The sequence below is a fragment of the Sphingorhabdus contaminans genome, from assembly GCF_007280415.1.
In the GTDB taxonomy this organism is placed as follows: domain Bacteria; phylum Pseudomonadota; class Alphaproteobacteria; order Sphingomonadales; family Sphingomonadaceae; genus Sphingorhabdus_B; species Sphingorhabdus_B contaminans.
In genome coordinates this window covers 365,426-383,802 of the sequence record NZ_VKKU01000002.1, presented here as the reverse complement: position 1 = coordinate 383,802, position 18,377 = coordinate 365,426, and the positions used below count along the sequence as shown (strand labels likewise).

At 59.7% G+C, this 18,377-nt stretch carries 16 protein-coding genes and 1 tRNA gene; 9 read left to right on the top strand and 8 right to left on the bottom strand.

Going from position 1 to position 18,377, the window contains the following annotated elements:
* Window positions 1-3: 3 nt before the first annotated feature.
* Window positions 4-339: a flagellar hook-basal body complex protein FliE gene (gene fliE, locus FOM92_RS10130; protein ID WP_143776755.1), complete on the bottom strand. Its 336-nt coding sequence runs from the start codon at window positions 337-339 to the stop codon at window positions 4-6.
* A 224-nt stretch (window positions 340-563) separates the two neighbouring features.
* Here fliE and FOM92_RS10125 point away from each other — a divergent pair, with 224 nt between their 5' ends.
* The 8 genes from FOM92_RS10125 to FOM92_RS10090 all read left to right on the top strand — a co-directional run bounded on the left by FOM92_RS10125 (window position 564) and on the right by FOM92_RS10090 (window position 10,912).
* Window positions 564-1,376, top strand: coding sequence for a flagellin N-terminal helical domain-containing protein (locus FOM92_RS10125; protein ID WP_143776754.1), 813 nt, complete (start codon window positions 564-566; stop codon window positions 1,374-1,376).
* A 132-nt stretch (window positions 1,377-1,508) separates the two neighbouring features.
* Window positions 1,509-1,584: transfer RNA gene (locus tag FOM92_RS10120), tRNA-Thr, on the top strand.
* A 355-nt stretch (window positions 1,585-1,939) separates the two neighbouring features.
* Entirely contained in the window at window positions 1,940-3,175 is a 1,236-nt protein-coding gene (locus FOM92_RS10115) for a glycosyltransferase family protein (RefSeq protein WP_143776753.1), read from the top strand.
* Between the two features lie 20 nt (window positions 3,176-3,195).
* On the top strand, window positions 3,196-4,413 hold the full coding sequence (locus tag FOM92_RS10110) for a glycosyltransferase family 4 protein (RefSeq protein ID WP_143776752.1): 1,218 nt from the start codon (window positions 3,196-3,198) through the stop codon (window positions 4,411-4,413).
* 5 nt (window positions 4,414-4,418) lie between these two features.
* A complete protein-coding gene (locus FOM92_RS10105) occupies window positions 4,419-5,570 on the top strand; it encodes a glycosyltransferase family 4 protein (protein WP_143776751.1) in 1,152 nt (383 codons plus the stop codon).
* On the top strand, window positions 5,567-7,411 hold the full coding sequence (locus tag FOM92_RS10100) for an ABC transporter ATP-binding protein (RefSeq protein ID WP_211347390.1): 1,845 nt from the start codon (window positions 5,567-5,569) through the stop codon (window positions 7,409-7,411). The genes FOM92_RS10105 and FOM92_RS10100 overlap by 4 nt, the downstream gene beginning before the upstream one ends.
* A complete protein-coding gene (locus FOM92_RS10095; RefSeq protein WP_170226846.1) occupies window positions 7,404-9,608 on the top strand; it encodes an aminoglycoside phosphotransferase family protein in 2,205 nt (734 codons plus the stop codon). Before FOM92_RS10100 ends, FOM92_RS10095 begins: the two co-directional genes overlap by 8 nt.
* Window positions 9,605-10,912: an alginate export family protein gene (locus FOM92_RS10090; protein WP_143776749.1), complete on the top strand. Its 1,308-nt coding sequence runs from the start codon at window positions 9,605-9,607 to the stop codon at window positions 10,910-10,912. Before FOM92_RS10095 ends, FOM92_RS10090 begins: the two co-directional genes overlap by 4 nt.
* Before the next feature lie 72 nt (window positions 10,913-10,984).
* Here FOM92_RS10090 and FOM92_RS16030 read toward each other — a convergent pair whose 3' ends face one another.
* From FOM92_RS16030 to FOM92_RS10070, 4 genes are all read right to left on the bottom strand, one after another.
* The gene (locus tag FOM92_RS16030; protein ID WP_211347389.1) at window positions 10,985-11,902 is read right to left on the bottom strand and encodes a hypothetical protein; all 918 of its coding nucleotides are present in this window, start codon (window positions 11,900-11,902) and stop codon (window positions 10,985-10,987) included.
* Window positions 11,903-11,983: 81 nt separating this feature from the next.
* Window positions 11,984-12,406, bottom strand: a complete 423-nt coding sequence (locus FOM92_RS15960; protein WP_170226845.1) for a hypothetical protein — start codon at window positions 12,404-12,406, stop codon at window positions 11,984-11,986.
* 113 nt (window positions 12,407-12,519) lie between these two features.
* On the bottom strand, window positions 12,520-13,281 hold the full coding sequence (locus FOM92_RS10075; protein WP_143776747.1) for an anti-sigma factor family protein: 762 nt from the start codon (window positions 13,279-13,281) through the stop codon (window positions 12,520-12,522).
* 13 nt (window positions 13,282-13,294) lie between these two features.
* Entirely contained in the window at window positions 13,295-13,810 is a 516-nt protein-coding gene (locus tag FOM92_RS10070) for an RNA polymerase sigma factor (protein WP_211347388.1), read from the bottom strand.
* 170 nt (window positions 13,811-13,980) lie between these two features.
* Between FOM92_RS10070 and FOM92_RS10060 the strand changes: the two genes are divergently transcribed.
* On the top strand, window positions 13,981-15,468 hold the full coding sequence (locus tag FOM92_RS10060; protein WP_246087257.1) for a S8 family serine peptidase: 1,488 nt from the start codon (window positions 13,981-13,983) through the stop codon (window positions 15,466-15,468).
* A gap of 37 nt (window positions 15,469-15,505) precedes the next feature.
* Here FOM92_RS10060 and galK read toward each other — a convergent pair whose 3' ends face one another.
* The 3 genes from galK to ung are packed head-to-tail and all read right to left on the bottom strand — an operon-like array spanning window position 15,506 to window position 18,367.
* The gene (gene galK, locus FOM92_RS10055) at window positions 15,506-16,660 is read right to left on the bottom strand and encodes a galactokinase (protein ID WP_143776744.1); all 1,155 of its coding nucleotides are present in this window, start codon (window positions 16,658-16,660) and stop codon (window positions 15,506-15,508) included.
* Window positions 16,657-17,691 carry a UDP-glucose--hexose-1-phosphate uridylyltransferase gene (locus tag FOM92_RS10050; RefSeq protein ID WP_143776743.1) on the bottom strand — a complete coding sequence of 345 codons (1,035 nt, stop codon included), beginning with the start codon at window positions 17,689-17,691 and terminating at the stop codon, window positions 16,657-16,659. The genes galK and FOM92_RS10050 overlap by 4 nt, the downstream gene beginning before the upstream one ends.
* Window positions 17,681-18,367 carry a uracil-DNA glycosylase gene (gene ung, locus FOM92_RS10045; RefSeq protein ID WP_143776742.1) on the bottom strand — a complete coding sequence of 229 codons (687 nt, stop codon included), beginning with the start codon at window positions 18,365-18,367 and terminating at the stop codon, window positions 17,681-17,683. Before ung ends, FOM92_RS10050 begins: the two co-directional genes overlap by 11 nt.
* Window positions 18,368-18,377: the final 10 nt, after the last annotated feature.

Sequence of the window (18,377 nt, the reverse complement as noted above, 5' to 3'; positions counted from 1 at the left end):
CGATTACACCGGCATGTTCATGATGTCGCGATAGGCGGACAATAATTTGTTGCGCACCTGCATGGTCGCCTCAAAGCCGATGGACGCCTTTTGCCGTTCGACCATCACCGAGACGATGTCGTGCGTTTCGCCGCGTTCATAGGCGGCCGAAAGCTCGCTTGCCTTTGCCTGCTGCGCGTTCACCATCTGCAGCGCATCGGTCATGGTTTTTGCAAAAGGAGCGTTGGCGACGGTTTCTCCCGTATCCACACCCCGCCCGGCAGCACGTTGCAACGCGCCGTTCTGGCTCAATATCGAGGAGCGCATTTGCAGCAACCGGCTCTGGTCAATGGTCGACATATGCTTTGGTCCGAAGGCGGAATTGCCTTTGCGGGTATATAAGCAATGCTCGTGCCAAATCGGGAAAAGCCAAGGAAATACGTGGTTTTCAGAGGCTTCGGGATCATCTCCGCCAATAATCCGACAAGTTAAGGTTAAAGCTGTGGCGGGTTCCGCCGTTACTGCTTTGCGTGGCTGCTCAACCAATCGGGCTGCCCCATTTGAGAGACAGCAAAGGAATTATCATGACCGTAATCAATACCAATGCAAGCGCCCTGCGCGCTCAGAACGCTTCGCGTATGGCCAACCGTGACTTGGGCCAGGCAATGGAGCGTCTGTCGAGCGGTAAGCGCATTAACGCTGCAAAAGACGACGCAGCCGGCCTTGCCATTTCGACCCGTATGGACGCCAAGGTACGTGGCCTGAACCAGGCTGTACGTAACGCAAATGACGGCATTTCGCTCGCACAGACCGCTGAAGGCGCGATGGGCGAAATCTCGAACATCCTCGTACGTATGCGCGAACTGGCTGTTCAGTCTGCCAACGGCACGGCCGCTGCATCTGACCGTTCTGCCATCGACGCCGAAGCCGATGCCCTGATCGCACAGATCGGCGACATCACCGCACGCACCGACTTCAACGGCACCGTTCTGATCGACGCTGCGAAGACCATCAGCATCCAGACTGGCGTTGAAAGCGGTGAAACCGTTGATATCGACCTGGTTGCCATGACGGCGGCTGGCCTTGGTATTGGCGCTGTCGACCTGTCGACTGCTGCAGGCGCCAGCACGGCCCTGAACCTGCTCGACACCGCGATTGACACCGTTGCTACGCAGCGTGCCGAAATCGGTGCCGTACAGAACCGTCTCGACGCGACTGTCAACAATTTGACATCGACCGCCACCAATTTGACGGAATCGAAATCGCGTATTCAGGACGCAGATTTCTCGGCAGAATCGACCAAGCTCGCATCTGCACAGATCCTGAGCCAGGCATCGACCGCGATGTTGGCACAGGCCAACCAGAGCCAGCAGGGCGTATTGAACCTGCTGCGTTAATTAGCCCTCGGGACGTAACTAGCAAAACAAACTACCCCGGTGGCGTGCCACCGGGGTTTTTCTTGTGCGCAATGGAGGCTTGAATTCACCCGAACACATGTCTATGCGGGCCGCCTTGGCCACACAGCCATCGCCGCCTTAGCTCAGCTGGTAGAGCATCGCATTCGTAATGCGGGGGTCGTAGGTTCGAATCCTATAGGCGGCACCATTTTCCAGCCAATTGCCGTAAACAGATGCTGTGGGGCCGACATTCGGCCGGGATCGTCTTCGCATCGTTACGCAGTTGCTTTGTTTCAAATTTCCTGCGCGATTTTGAAAAACTATCCAAATATTTCAATTTGATGACAGTTATTTCCCGATCCTTTTGAAATTACGGGAATAATCCATCCGGGCCTTCGTTGTCGCATTGTTATTCTGACGAATTCAATCTTCAACGCGGGAGGGCGACCTTTGCTTCTGGACTTAGCGAACGGCACGGCTGGCAAGCTGTTTGGACCATTTTTGCGCTCGGACCCGTATCGCTGCGCTGCGCGTCGGACCTCGGTTGATGCAGGGCTCGGGTCATGATCGTCAGCCCGATCCGCCTCCCCCATCCGCGCATTGCACTCTATTCGCATGACACCATGGGTCTCGGCCATATCCGCCGGAACCAGTTGATTGCGATGGCACTTGCCGCGCCGCCACTGAATGCGACGGTGCTTCTGATCACCGGCGTGCGGGAGGGCGGTGCCTTTCCGATGCCGCAGGGCATCGATTCCGTTGTCCTTCCTGCCTACCGCAAGGATGCGGACGGCGGATATTCGTCGCGGTCGCTCAACATCGGCATCGATCAGCTAACGCGCTTCCGGGCGGACCTCATCGACCTTGCGCTTAAGCGGTTCCAGCCTGATCTTTTCATTGCCGATAATGTGCCGGGCGGTGCGCTGGACGAACTTTTGCCCGCGCTGGAACGGATGCGGCGCGACGGCAACACGCATTGCGTGCTCGGCCTGCGTGACATTTTGGACGATCCCGAAACGATCCGCCGCGAATGGGAACGCCGCCGGAATTTCAGCACACTATCCCGTCTTTATGATGCGATCTGGGTATATGGCGATCCGTCCGTTTACCCCACCGCCGACATTTACGATTTCCCCGAAGAGCTGAAAGCGATCACCAGCTACACCGGCTATCTCGACCCCTTCCGGTCGTCGGCCAGCCGCTTGCCTGCGCAAAGTGGCGACGTGGATGCGCGCAAGACGGTGCTGTGTTCGGTAGGTGGCGGGCAGGACGGCTTTGCGCTGGCCTGCCATTTCGCCGCCGCTCCATTGCCCGCCCATATGCGCGGTCTCATCGTAACAGGTCCCCTGATGCCCGGCGAGAACCGGGAAGCCCTGCTCCGCATGATCGCGCCACGGGGTGATATGGAGCTTGTCGAGGGGGTGTGCGATCTTGTTCCCCTGCTCGGACGTGCGGACCGGGTTGTGGCCATGGCGGGCTATAATACGGCAAATGAAATTCTCGCGTCCGGGCTGCCCGCCCTGTTCGTTCCCCGTTCCACACCCCGCACCGAACAGCTCATCCGTGCGCGCCGGCTGGAGGAACTGGCGCTCGCCACCTGCCTGCCCGATGCGCAGGCCTCGTCCGATGCGATCGGACGGTGGCTGGCCTTGCCCACAGCCCGGCCCAATGCGCGTGCCAGCATCGATTTTGGCGGACTGGACGCCATCGTCGCATGGGCCGGGGAAATCACCAGCGGCCGCGTCTGCGAACATACCGCTCTGCCACCTCTTCAGCTCGCATCTGTCGGGCTTGCCTGAACCGGAAAGGAATCAACCCGATGCATATCGGCTATGTCGTCAAACGCTATCCCCGTTTTTCGGAAACGTTCATCGTCAACGAGATTCTGGCCCATGAACGGGCAGGGGTTCCGGTCCAAATCTTTGCCGTGCGGCGGGTGAACGAGCCTTATTTCCAGTCGATCCTGGGCCAGGTGCGTTCGCCGGTGCATTATATTTCGGACAGCACGCCCAAGGCGGAAGGTCTGTGGTCGGCGCTGAAGGATGGTGCGAAGTCGCTGCCGCGTTTCTGGGAAAATCTGGAAGCGTTCCGCAGCGAAGAATTGCCTGACGTGCTACAGTCGATCCATCTGGCAATCGCCGCCCGCAAGGCGGGTATAACCCATTTGCACGCCCATTTTGCCACCGTCGCCACGACAGTTGCCCGCATGGCCGCCCGCTTTGCCGGCATTGGCTATAGCGTAACCGCCCATGCAAAGGACATTTTCCACGCCGATATCGACCCCCTGAAATTGCATCCGAAACTGGCGGATGCCGAAGCGGTGGTGACGGTCTCGGACTTCAATGTGGACTATCTTGCGACCACCTACGGGTTCCACCCCCCGCATGTGCAGCGCATCTACAATGGCCTGTGGCTGGATGAATTTCCCTATTCGTCTCCGGTGGCCCGTCCCAAGCATATTGTTGCCGTGGGACGCCTTGTTGAAAAAAAGGGCTTTGCCACGCTGGTCGAAGCCTGCGCCCTGCTGCACGCCCGGGGGCAGGAATTTACCTGCGAGATTATCGGCGACGGCCCGCAACGCGCCGACCTTGAGCAACGTATCGAAGACCGCGGCCTTACCGGCAAGGTCCGGCTCGCAGGCGCCTTGCCCCGTCCGAATGTCATCACAGCCCTGCAATCCGCCGGCGTCAGCGCGCTGCCCTGCATCGTTGCCGATGATGGCGACCGTGACGGTCTGCCGACCGTGCTTGTCGAGGCAATGGCACTGGGCACGCCCTGTGTGTCGACCGATGTGACCGGCGTTCCCGAAGTGGTGAAACACGGGACAACCGGCCTCTGCATTGAACAGCGCAACCCCGAGGCTCTTGCCGAGGCCCTTGGTCTCGTCCTTGAAAATCCGGCAATGCGCGAACGGCTGGCTTCCCAGGCCCGTGCAATGATCGAGCGTGATTTCGACGTTGACCAGAATGCCGCCTATCTTCGTAATTTCTTTTCCGCCCGCGCCGCAACGGTCGCATTGCGGCGCGTGGCGGGATAACAGCGATGCGCATCGCCTATATCTGCGCCGATCCCGGCGTGCCGGTATTCGGGACGAAGGGATGCTCCATCCACGTCCAGGAAATCGTCCGGGCTTTAAGCCGGCTCGGCCATGGCGTGACCCTTTTTGCCCGGCGCTGGGGCGGAGAGGCACCGGCCGATCTTGCAGGTTTACGCTGCGTCGAGCTCGCAAAGCCAATCTCTGCCGGAGGGTCCGAGCGCGAACTGGAACTTGTCCATCTGGATGCCGCCATTGCACCGCTTCTTGATGCCCACGGTCCGTTCGACATGCTGTATGAACGCTACGCCCTGTGGAGCAGCGCGGCGGTAAAGTGGGCGCAACAAAATGCGGTGCCTTCCGTGCTGGAAGTCAACGCCCCGCTGGTGGAAGAACAGGCAACACATCGTGCACTGGTCCACCGCGAACTTGCCGAAATGCTGTCCGGTGAAGCCTTTGGTGCCGCGAACCGGATTGTTGCGGTATCCACCGGTGTTGCCAACTGGTTGAAACGCGAAGTCGTCGAAAGTGCGAAAATCGACATCATCGCCAATGGCGTGGACGCTGCCCGCTTTGTGCCTTCGTTCAACCCGCACCATGCCGAACCGGTCATCGGCTTTGTCGGCACGCTGAAGCCCTGGCACGGTTTGGATATCCTAGTCGATGCCGCCGCCATGTTGAAAGCGCAGGATTTGCCATTCCGTCTATTGCTCGTCGGTGATGGCCCAGAACGCGAAGGCCTGGAACGTGCTCTGGCCGAACGCGACCTTGCAAACCGCACGGAATTGACAGGTGCCGTGGCACCGGCCGCGATACCGGCATTGCTTGCGCGGATGGATATCGCCGTCGCGCCCTATCCCGATCTTGCTGACTTCTATTTCTCGCCGCTCAAGGTCATGGAATATATGGCCGCTGGCCGGGCGGTCGTTGCCAGCCGGATCGGCGATATTGACGGACTGGTTCGGCATGGCGCGACGGGCCTGCTCTGCCCTGCGGGTGACAGGGATGCGCTTGCCCATGCATTGGCCGAGCTCATCCGCTCTCCTGACAGCCGGACGCGTCTTGGGTCGGCGGCACGTGACCATGCCTTGGCCGAACTGGGTTGGGATAGTGTCGCGCGCCGGATTCTGGCACAGGCCGGGGAAAGGGTCGCCTGTTGAAACGGCGGCGTTCTCCCGTCCGTTTCGGCGAATTGCGCACCGGCCTCGCGCGCGTGTACCGCCATGTCGTGCCCTATCTGCGTGCCCAACGTCGGCTCGCACTGGGCGCGGGCCTCGCATTGATCGGTGCGACCGTGCTGCGCCTTGTGGAACCCTGGCCGCTGAAAATCGTGATCGACCATGTGGTCGCAAGCACCCCTGCGGCTAGCAGCGGAATTGCCGCACTTGACGCACTTGCACCGATGACGTTGCTGGTCCTGTGCGCTGGACTTGTCCTGCTCAGCGTCGGCCTTCGCGCATTATGCGAATATCTCGCCACGGTCGGCTTTGCGCTGACGGGGTCGCGCGTTCTGGGCCAGTTGCGGCACGATCTTTATTGCCATTTGCAGCGCCTGTCGCTGGCCTTCCATGAAACCACGCGGACGGGCGATCTCACAATGCGTGTGGTCAACGATGTATCCTCGATGCGCGAGGCGATGGTGACCGCCATGCTGCCCTTTGCCACCAATGTGCTGATCCTTGTCAGCATGGCGGGGGTGATGCTGGTTCTGGACTGGCGGCTGGCGCTGGTGGCACTGGCGCCGCTCCCGCTGCTCGCCCTTGCAACCGTCCGGCTCGGCGGCCGGATACAGCAGGTCAGCCGTGAACAGCGCAAGCGCGAAGGCAGTATTGCGGCAACCACGGCCGAGGCATTGGGTGGTATTCGCGTAGTGCAGGCCCTGTCGCTCGAAAGCCGGATGGCCGGAGCATTTGCCGCAAAAAATGACGGTGCGCTGACCGACGGGGTGAAGGCCAAAAGGCTCTCTGCGAGTCTGGAGCGTGCAACCGATCTGATCGCTGGGCTCTCAACCGCCCTGACGCTGTGGTATGGCGCGGTGCTCGTGTTGCGGGGTGAATTGACGGCTGGCGATCTGGTCGTCTTTCTGACCTATCTTAAAAACACCTTCCGCCCTGTCCGCGACTTTGCCAAAAATTCCAGCCGCATCGCCAAAGCAACCGCGGCAGGCGAACGTATTGCCGATCTGCTTGAGGAAGAACCGCAGATTTGTGAAGCTCCCCACGCCTATATGGCACCGCGTTTTTCCGGGCATATAAGCTTCAACCAGATTTCCTTTGCCTACCCCAATGGCCGCAAGGTACTAAACGGCTTTACCTGCGACATTGCGCCTCGCGAACTGGTTGCGCTGGTCGGGCCTTCGGGGACGGGTAAAAGCACGATCGCCAGCCTGCTGCTGCGCCTTTACCAGCCGTCGGGCGGCACGATCCAGATTGACGGACATGATATTTCCGATCTGACCCTCGCGTCGCTGCGCGGACAGGTTGCGGTGGTGCAGCAGGACAATTTCTTTCTGGCCGACACCGTGCGCGAAAATATCGCGCTGGCACGCCCCAATGCGAGCAGTGCGGATATCACGGCAGCAGCGATATTGGCGGGTGCCCATGAATTCATATCGATGATGCCCGAAGGCTATGACACGGTACTGGCCGAGCGCGGGGCATCCTTGTCGATGGGGCAAAGGCAGCGGATCGCTATCGCCCGCGCCGCGCTGCGTGGCTGCCCGATCCTTGTCTTTGACGAGCCGACCAATGGTCTCGATCCCGACAATGAAGCGCTGATCAATGAGGCTATCCACCGCCTTTCCCGGCGGGCGACGGTCATCATGATTACGCACGACATGGCGTCTGCCGCCAATGCCGACCGTATTCTGGTCCTCAGCGACGGACGGGTTGCCGAGCAGGGTACGCCGCAGGAGTTGTTGGCGAAAGGCGGCGTATTTTCCGCGATGCAGGCCGATCGCAGTCCTTTCGGCAGGGGAGGCGTCCATGCTCTCTATGGCTGATCGGGAACTGGTCGATCGCGACCCGGGCTTGCCCGGACTGGAGTTGCTGCTCGACCCTGCGGCCCTGCTTGATTTCCTGCGCCACCGCTTTGCGCATCTGGTGCTGGATACATTGACGTCCATCTATCTGCGCTACAAACCCGGAACCAGTTGCGTTGCCGGTTTTGCCCTGTCGGTGAATGGCACGCCGACCTGGCTCACCTTTACCGCGCGGCCAAGGGATGCTGCGGACAAGCTGGCCAAGGTAACCCAAAAGCAGGGCATTGACGGGCCCTTTGGCGCGGGCCGTATCCTCTTTCCCGAACTTGCGCTGAGCATGGCGTGCTTTCCCAATGACCCGCAATTGAAACGGCTGTGGCGTGTGGCGAGTGCAGAGGCGCAGGGCCCGCTTCTGGCGAAACTCGGACTGCCGCGCGAGGCCACGATCATTCCCTTGCGTTATCGCCCGGGCCGTCGCTTTGTCGCGCAAGTCCGGTATCAGGACCAGCCTGTTGCGGTGCTGAAACTGCATAGCGCCGAAAGCTATGCGCGCGCGCTTGATGCGGCGCAGATTTTTGCCTCGTCAGGCGCGCTCAAAATTCCCGAATTTCTTTCCTGCTCGGACCGGCATGGCGCTGTCGTCAGCCGCTGGGTATCCGGCGTTGCTGCGCGAGCAACGCCGGAAAATGCCCGCCAGATCGGATGGGCGCTTGCGTCCCTGCATCGCCAGCCGGCCACCGGCCTTCGCCGCCTCACCCTCGGCGAACAACAGGCGAGCGCACGCTTTCTGGCCTCTGATATTGCGGCTCTTCGCCCTGGGCTTGGGAAACGCGCCCTTGCGCTTGCCGATGCCATATCCTCGGCCCTCGACACCGGTACCGAACCGGTCGCGCTGCATGGCGACTGCCATCTGGAGCAATTTTTGTTGCAGGGGACCGACACGATCTGCGTCGACTTTGACGAGGCGGTGTCTGGTCCCGCTGCATGGGATCTCGGCAATATGCTCGCCCATCTGATGGCGGACGGCTTGCCCAAAGCCGCATGCGACGCCTTTCGCGATGCGCTGGTGGATGGCTACCGCGCACAGGGCGGTTCGCTTTCGATGCGTGATCTGGATGCGCAAATGGCCTTGGGGTTGCTCCGCCTTGCCACACGGCCATTCCGCGAACGGCAGGCGGACTGGCCCACGGCGATAGCCGCGATGCTGGCTCAGGCAGAGGCCTTGTGTCCGGTTACTGCTGCCCTGCAAGACTGTCCTGATGACCCTGCCATGCCGCAACTTGGCGCAGCTTTGGATCCGGTCGCGGTCACCCGCGCCTTGGCGCAGGCGGGCTATGGCGGGCGTGTCGAGGCGGCACATCTCGTCCGGCACAAGCCCGGCCGCCGCTGTCTGGTGTCTTATGCACTGCGCGATTCTGACGGTCGTGCCTTCACCGCTTTCGGAAAAATCCGCGCAAAGGGTGCCGACAGCCGCAGCTTTGCGGTGCAGCAGGAACTTTGGAACAATGGCTTTGGTCCGGACGGACAATCGGGCGCCCGGGTGGCAGAACCCATCGCCCTTGTTCCGCATCTCGCCATGTGGATACAGGCAAAGGTTCCCGGCAAAGCCTTTTCAACGCTGACTTGCGATGCAGGGGATGCGGCGCGGGCCATTGCGGCATTGCACAAGTCCGGCGTGCGTCCGCTGCGGCGTCATATGATTGCCGATGAACTCGCTATATTGGACCAGCGCCTGACCATGCTGGCCGAACGGCGTCCCGAATGGGCCCCGGCTGTGGCCGACATACGCCATGCCGCAGAAGCGCGGGCGGGATGCCTTTTGCCGGTTGCCCACGGGCCCATACACCGCGATTTCTATCACGATCATCTGCTTCACGATGGCGCGGATCTTTATCTTATCGATCTTGATTTGCTGTGCCTCGGCGACCCCGCACTCGATATCGGAAATTTCAACGCTCACCTGACAGAATGGGCACTGCGCGCATGGAATGACCCCGAAAGATTTGCCGATTGGCAAAGGCAGTTCGTCCGTAGCGCCTGCCGGGAAAATCCCGCCATCCGGCCTGAAAATATAGCCATCTACGAATTTCTCTCGTTCGTCCGCTTGCTCGAAATCAGCGACCGCATGCCCGAACGCCAGGCAAGCGCACCCGCCTTGCTGGAGCTGTGCCAGGCACATGTTCACACATTACCCCTTTACCGCAGGAGTCCCCAATGATCCGCAAATCTTTCGGCATGGGCTTTGCCTTTTGCATGGCCAACGCCACTTTCTTGCCCATTTCCGACGCGCAGGCCCAGACCAAGGCGACGGTTCCGGACGAAAGCCTGTTTGGCGACAACACGGTCAAGCTGAACGAAGAAGATGATCTGCAGCTGAGTGCCCGGCTGACGATTGAAGGCAGTTTTCTGGATGATGTCGATCTCGACCGGTTGACCAATGATTCCGAGACCCGCATCCAGCCGGAGGCGCGCGTTGACATGCTGTATACACCCGATGACGATATCGAGATTGTCGCATCGGTCGAGGCAGGTTTCGACCTTGACCGGCGGACGGGAAAGTGGAACTCGATCGAGCGGCTGGAAATACGCGAACTGAACATTTTGTTCGATGATTTCCTCGCGAAGGATTTCCAGCTTCAGCTTGGCCGGCAGGATGTCGAGGATGGCCGCGAATGGCTATATGACAGCCGCCTTGACGGTATCCGCGTCGCTTATGACCATCGCCAATGGCGGATCGAGGCCATGTGGGGGCGGGAGGAATTGCTGCGGGCCAATCTGCTGAAAAAGGAACCGGTGCGGCGCAAGTTCGATAACTGGATATTCCACGCCGAATATGAAGTCACCCGCGATTGGGATCTGTCTGCCTATGCCATCAAGCAGAACGACCTGCGGGCCACCAACCTCAGCCCGCTGACCATCGGCATCCAGTCCGAAGGGCGGACGGGGCAGATCGGACACTGGCTGGAACTCGCCCGGCAGAGCGGCACTTCCGGCACGCGCAAGCTGCGCGCCCGTGCGATAGACGCCGGACTGATCTGGCACCTTCCGCTTCCGGCCAAACCGTCGCTGTTTGCCGGCTACGCCCACGCAACAGGCGGTGGGGATGCGACGACAGACCGCTCCTTCCGGCAGACGGGACTGCAGGACAATGAAGACCGCATCACCGGCCTCGGCAACGTGCGCTATTATGGTGAGGCGCTTGATCCCGACCTGTCGAACATCGAGATATTGACGCTCGGGCTGGGTATCCGGCCCACCGCTTCCAGCTCCCTGGAACTTATCGGTCACCGGTACCGTCAGGCCAAGCGCGACGATGATGATGTCCGCGGTTCGCCTATTTCGGCAGAGCTTACCGGCGACGACCGCGATATTGGCACCGAAATCGACCTTGCCTTTTCCACCCGCCTGGCAAAGCCCTTGGCGTTGGAGGCAAAGGTCGGCTGGTTCATGCCCGGCAAGGGTTTTGAAAGCGGATCGAAAGACGCCATCCTTGCCAAGATCCGTGTCGTCTTCCGTTTCTGAACCGGCACAAAAAAGGCAGCTGGCAACATGTCCGTTGCCAGCTGCCTTTTTGCTGTGCCCGAAAGCGCGCGTTTAGTTGAGCTTGATGCTCAACCCGATGCCGCCGGCGAAATCGGCGCTGTTGCTGTTGAGCCCGGTGGAACCGAATATGGACAGGTTCATCTTGCTGTTCAGGCGCGCACTGGCCCAGGCGGTCACATCGCTATTTGCGGGATTGCCGGCAAAAGTAGCCTCCTGCCAGTCATAGTCCGCGCCCAGCGTGATGGTATCGCCGGCCTTGATACTCGCTCCCCCACCTGCACCCCATGTGCTGCGGATCAGCGAGCCGGTTGGCTTTCCGGCAAATCTGCGGCGGCCGTGAATGTAGAAGGTTGCCGGGCCGATTGATTTCACAAAATCAAGACCGGTAGTCACATCAACTTCGCCCGTACCCAGTCGCTTTGCCGTCGATGCGGTCGGTACTTTGACCTTGCCGGTTGCATCAATGTAGAAATCCGAACCCAGATCAAAGGAATAGGTCGCCGAAATAACAACGTCGCCAAAACCGCTTCGCTTGGAGCTGACCGGAACGCCGGTGCTGTCGTCAATTTCAACGCCACCGGAACCGGAATTTCCGGAACCCGAATTGGAGCTTCCATGACCGCTGTTCCCCGATCGTCCCGAGCCGCTATTGGAGCCGCTGCCTGAACCTTCGGGCGTTTGAACAAGCGAGCCCGGCCCGTCCACCCGGACATAGGGTACCGAAACCCGGATGCTGAAATTGCCTTTGGTGTATTTGAGGCCGACGGGCGCCGATACGACCTTCGTGTCGTCAATCTCGCCATAGCTTCTCGACGAATAATTCAGGCCCGTCGATAATCGCCAGCTTTCGGGCGAGGAATCCTCATCTGCCTTTTGTTGTTCGTTGGCATATGCGGGCGCGGAAACGGCAGCGGAAAGTGCCAATGCTGTAGCCGCCACCAAGGCGGCCCTGAAACGCTTCATAATCATATAAATTCCCCCGGACGACATGTTCTGAAACTTAATTGCTTCATCTCATGTCGAAGAATTAGAAAAAAGTAAAAAGGGTTCTCACCCCTTGGTGTCAAACGGCCCTGAAAAGTAGCTATCTTTCCAGGGCCGCCCGGCGACCCGAAACTCAGCTCGGATCGTCGCTGCCGCGACCTCGTCCGCGACGGTCATCGCCGGGGGCGTCATCACCACCGCGACCGCGACCACGTCCACGTTCTCGACCTCGTCCTTGTCTATCATCTGCAGCTGCATCATCGGAACGACGCGACTGACGCCCACTGCGGTCATCTTGCGTCCGATCCAGCTTGTCGCCCCGATCCTTGACCGCTTTGTCATCCGAACCACGGCTCCGGCGATCATCGCCAGGTCCGTCATCGCAACCGCGGCATTGCCGCACATGACCTGCCGGATCGTCAGCGCCCCGGCGTGCGGAAAGGCTGCTGGCTGTAAACAGGGTGGCGCCAGCGACTGCCGCGCAAACACTCATTTTCCAAAGTGTTTTCAAATTTCGTCTCCCGCTTGTTACCGTCGACGAAAGTGCCGACGGATCAACAACGGGCAAGGTCAGGCATTATTCCCGCTGATGCGCGGTAAATTCAGTTTTTTGCCCAACCTTCTGAAATTGCTTGCATTTCATTTTCACGATTGAGGGGATCGCCCGCGCCCAGGCGGCTATAGGCCGCATCCAGCGAAGCCGCATCCTGACTGCCGGCTGTGCGGATCTCGTTGTTCGAAGGCAGCGTTCCGCCACCTTTGACCAGCGCTTCGATCACCCATGTATTGCCGGTCTTGCACGCCACGCCCTGTTCGCCACCGCCTTGGCCTTCCAACGCAAATTCACGGCAAAAACGGCCATCTTCCGCTTTGAAAGACAGAATTGGCGTCAGCTTTTTCTGGTCGTTCAATGCGACGGATGTTCCTGATGCGGACCCGTTCAGCGCGGTCTGGAATTGGGGTTCGCTGCCGAGGCCTTCGGGTTTTGCAGTCCAGAAACTACCAACGGCAATTGCCACTGCAACGCTTGCGGCGATCGATCCTGCGATGGCCCAGCGCCGCCGGGGTGACGGCACATTATCGTTATGCGCCTTTGCCGGTGACGGTTCCGGAATGCCCATCGCGATCACATTGCTCTCTGTCGGAGCATCGCCAAGGCCAAGGCGGTCCAGCAATGCGGGCGAAACCTGTTCTGCCTCGGGCGTTGAAAATGCCTGTTTGAGCAACGCGTCATTGCGCTGCCATCTTTCGACGATCGCAATCAATTCCGCGTCTCCTTCCATCTCCAGCTCAAACGCTGCCGCTTCGGTGGGTGTCATAGCTCCGCCAAGATAGGCGCTCACCCGGTCCTCTTTGCTGTTCATGTCCTTGCCCCGCTCATGCAGCTTTGCCATTCAGATAGAGGTCGATAGCCTGACGTGCCCTTGAAACCCGGCTCATTACCGTCCCCATGGGAAGGTCGAGTATATCCGCAACCTCCTTGTAGGAACGTCCGTCAATTACCACGAGGGCCAGCACAATACGCTGTTCATCGGGTAAGGCCGCCATAGCTTTTTGTGCATGCGCAAGTTCGGAACGCGTTTCGACGATTGTCCGCCCGTCTTCACCTGAAAGGCCGGCCAGTTCGTCGATATCCACCTTTTGACCCCTCCGTGCTCCTTTCCGGACGGCATCAATGTGGAGATTTTGCGCGATGCGGAACATCCAGCTTTCGAGACTGGTCCCTTCCTGCCATTGCTCTATCCGTGTCAAAGCCCTTTCTACTGTTTCCTGCAACAGATCGTCGCAGCTGTCATTGTTGCCGGTGAGAGCCATGCAAAAGCGGCGCAAACGCGGCAGGAACGCTATTATGCGCGGCTTAACGTCCAGATCGGTTCCGTTGCTGCTTTGCACTCTAACGTTCACTCCCCAAAACGCCGCCTTGTGTATTTTATTCCTTGTTAGGCATTAAATGTTACTAGGCGCATGGATAATAAGACTTTTATTTATTCGTTGGCCAGTGGAATAATTGCTATGATAAAGCGTTGTGGGGCTAGACATTCACCCGTTTACGGACAGCAACAATGACACATCCCGAACGCTCACCACGTCGCCTCATTACCATGACGTTGCTTTGTGCCTTGGCCTGCACAAACCTGCATGCGCGTGGCGGCTCGCGGGAAGATCGGATGGACCGCATCGACCACAATGAACAGCGGGATTTTGACCGGGCGCAGCAGCGCGCCGCAGAAGAGAAAGTCAAGGAATTCTCCGGCAAACAAAGCCGTGAAGCCAAGGACGAACAGAATCGCGCCAAAGATGTGACCGACGCGGAAAAACGCGCAGCGAAAGAAGCTGAAGACGCCGCAAAGGATGCAGAAGACGCAGCGGAAGAAGCAGCAAAAGAAGCTGAAGAGGCCGCAAAAGAGGCCGCGGAGGCTGCCGAGGAAGCCGCAGAAGAGGCAGCCGAAGCTGCGGAAGAAGCGGCCGAAGCTGCCGAAGAACTTCGCGGTTCGTCCCAATCCATGCGCGACCTTGCAAGTTCGGAGAGTCCCGAGCAGGACCGGCATGGGTTCCCGGTTCGCCGTGGAGAAATAGTTGCGCTCGATCTGCGTGATACGACTCTCACGAGCGCTCAGGCAAAGGGCTTTGCAGTTATTGAGCGCACGCCGCTGGCTGCCCTGAACAGCATTGTGACGCGGCTTTCGATTCCCAAAAACATGGACGCCGCGACTGCTCTGGCAACCATGCGGGCGATTGATGCCGACGGCGCGTTCGACTTCACCCATTATTACGCCATGCAGTTCGCCACCCAGGGAAGTGGAGCCGGTGCGAAGCAGAGCAAGATTGCCAGCCGCAAGGGCAATCTGAAAATTGGCATGATCGACACAGGTGTAACCGCACATCGGGTGTTGAACGCCACCAGCCTGCAACAGCGGGATTTTGGAGATGGCAAGGCCAGCAGCCCAACCGAACATGGAACGGCCATCGCGTCCTTGCTTGCTCGTGACGGGGCCAGCCAGATTTATGCGGCGAACATCTTCCGCGGCAATTCTGCCAAGCCCTTTACGTCCGCCGATGCCATTGTGCGTGCCCTTGACTGGATGGTCGGGCAGGATGTGCCCGTCATCAACATCAGCCTGGCAGGGCCGCGCAACAAAATTCTGGACAAACTCATTTCGCGGGCAGTGGGCAAAGGCCATGTCATCGTCGCCGCAGCAGGGAATGGCGGCCCGACGGCTCCGCCCGCCTATCCTGCCGCGCTACCGAATGTCGTCGCGGTGACGGCGGTCGACCGAAAACTGCAGGTCTACCGTTACGCCAATCAGGGCGGCTATATCACGGTGTCCGCGCATGGTGTCGATGTCGCGGCGGCGGCACCGGGCGGCGGCATTGGCAGCTACAGCGGGACCTCTTTTGCAACACCGCATATTGCCGCATGGCTCGCGCGCTGTGCAAAATCGGTCAACAGCACGACCCGTTCGAAATGTATATCTGCTCTCGCCAAAAGCGCCAAAGATCTCGGCGCGCCCGGCAAGGATGAAATCTACGGGCTGGGCTATATTTCCTGAATTCTGAGCAAAAATCTGGCGTTGCCCGCCGCGCTTGTCAGTCGATCAGGCTGACGCCCGGACCTGCTGTTTCCACCATGATTTCTGCTGTCTTGCCATCGGGCGTCTGGTAACCGCGTTCGACCGCAGCCCGCACGTCGGAAACACGCGATACCGGCATCAGTGCCACGCATGCGCCGCCAAATCCGCCGCCGGTCATGCGCGCGCCGCCCTCGGTTCCTATGGCATTTTGCAGCACATCGACCAGACGATCTATCGCGGGAACCGTTATTTCGAAATCGTCACGCATGGATTGGTGGCTTTCCGCCATCAATATCCCAAGCCGTTGGAGATCGCCTTTTTCCAGAGCGGCCGCCGCCTCCACCGTGCGCCGGTTTTCGCCAATGACATGGCGGGCGCGGTTGTGGGTGACGAGATCGAGCCCTGCCGCATTCAGCATCTCCATGTCGGCATCGCGTAATGCCGATACTCCCATGGCCTTCGCCGCGGCTTCGCACTGGCGGCGGCGCTCGTTATAATGCCCTTCCACCAGACCCCTGGTGACGCCGGAATGCACAATCATGATAGCCAGATCGGCGGGCACGGGCGCATCGGTCAAGCCCAAGCTGCGGCAATCGATCAGCAGCGCATGGCCAGCCTTTCCCTGCGCTGAAATGAGCTGGTCCATGATGCCGCATTTTGTGCCGACAAAATCGCATTCCGCGGCTTGGGCAATTTGGGCGAGCCGGGTGCGGTCAATGTCCGTTTCGCAAAGCGCGAGCATCGCCTGCCCGACGGCAACCTCCAGCGATGCGGAGGACGACAGTCCCGCGCCCTTGGGAATATTGCCCGCAATGGCAATGTTCGCCCCCTGAAGCTGAAACCCCGCCTTTTGAACGGCATCCAACATGCCCCGCACATAATTGGCCCAGCCTTGCTCGGAAGAGCGGATATCTTTGAGGTCGAACATATCGGTCGCATCGCCAAAATCGGTTGCGACGACATGGACCTGCTCGTCGCTGCGGCCGCCAATTGCCACCATGGTCGACGGGCCAATGGCGCAGGGCAGGACGAAGCCGTCATTATAGTCGGTATGCTCCCCGATCAGGTTGACGCGGCCCGGTGCGCGGATGACATGGGCGGCGTTCGTCCCGAAATGCTTTTCAAAGGCCGTTGTAACCCGTTGACGGAGATCGGCATCGATTGGTGTCATGGGGCACTCCGGTAATGGATGGGGCTTTGGGCGCGCAGTTGTGCCGCTGCTGTTTCTGGGGTCAGATCGCGTTGCGCTTCGGCGAGCATTTCGTAGCCGACCATGAATTTTCGGACGCTGGCGGACCGAAGCAGCGGCGGATAGAAATGGGCGTGCAGTTGCCAATGGGGTGCGTTGCGTTCTGCCGACGGGGCACCGTGCCAGCCCATGGAATAGGGGAAGCTGGTCTGGAACAGATTGTCATAAGCCGTGGTGATGGCCTTCAGGATATCGGCAAGGGCGTCCCGCCTTTCGTTGTTAACCTGGCTGAAGCTTGCAGCGGCAAAAAGAGGGAGGAGAAGGACTTCAAAAGGCCAGCTTGCCCAATAGGGGACGACCGCCAGCCAGTGGTCGTTGGCCACGACGGTGCGGCTGCCGTCAGCCCGTTCCGCCTCGGCATAGGCCAGCAGCATCGACGCCTCATGTTCTTCAAACCATTGTAATTGCGTTATATTTTCCTGAAATGGTTCCACAGGCACATGGTTTGTCGCCCAGATCTGGCCATGGGGATGCGGGCTTGAGCAGCCCATCATTGCGCCCTTATTCTCGAAAATCTGCACATAGGCATGGCCTTGTGCAAGTTCCTCCTCCTGCGCGGCCCAGACATCCACGACGCGGCGGATCGCGGTCACGTCCAGTTCCGGCAGGCTTTTGCCATGGTCGGGCGAGAAACAGATGACGCGGCAGGTCCCGTTGGCGGGCGCGGCCTGAAACAGGGGATTGCCCGGAGGTTGCGGCGCGTCCTTGCCGGGCATCAGCGCGGCAAAGTCATTGTCGAAAACGAACACATCGGCATAGTCCGGGTTCGCCACCCCGCCGACCCGTTCATTGCCGGGGCACAGATAGCAACCCGCATCATAGGCGGGGCGCTCGCTGTTGTCGGGTGCATCCTGCTGCCCCTGCCAGGGCCGCTTGGCACGGTGCGGGGAAACAAGCACCCATTGCCCGTTCAGCGGATTGAACCGCCGGTGCGGCTGGTCATCAAACGACATCAGGCAGGCTCCAGTCTATCGGGGGTTGTCCGTGCTTTTCGAGAAAGGCATTGGTTTGCGAGAAATGGCGGCACCCCAGAAAGCCGTTATAGGCCGACAGAGGTGATGGATGCGCGGCCTTTAGAACAAGATGCCGTGAACTGTCGACAAAGGCGGCCTTTTTCTGGGCATAGCTGCCCCACAAAAGGAACACGACCGGATCGGGCTTGGCGTTGACCAGCCGGATAACAGCGTCGGTAAAACGTTCCCACCCTTTCTGGCTGTGCGATGCGGCCTTGGCCATCTCAACTGTCAGCACGCTGTTCAGCAACAGCACGCCCTGCCGCGCCCAATGTTCCAGAAAGCCATGCCGCGGCCGGGGCAGGCCAAGATCGCTTTCCAGTTCCTTGTAGATATTCACAAGGCTGGGCGGCGGACGGACACCGGGCTTCACACTGAAACACAGGCCATGCGCCTGGTCCGGACCATGATAGGGGTCCTGCCCGAGGATGACCACGCGCACCTTGTCGAGCGGGGTGAGATCAAGCGCGCGAAACCATTCGCTGCCCTTGGGATAGATGGTCTTGCCCGCTGCCTTTTCCGACACCAGAAACTGCCGGAGCGCTGCCATATAGTCCGAAGTAAATTCGGGCAAAAGCGGCGCTTTCCAGCTTTCATGGAGTTGGATGTCAGGCATGGCTGGTCCT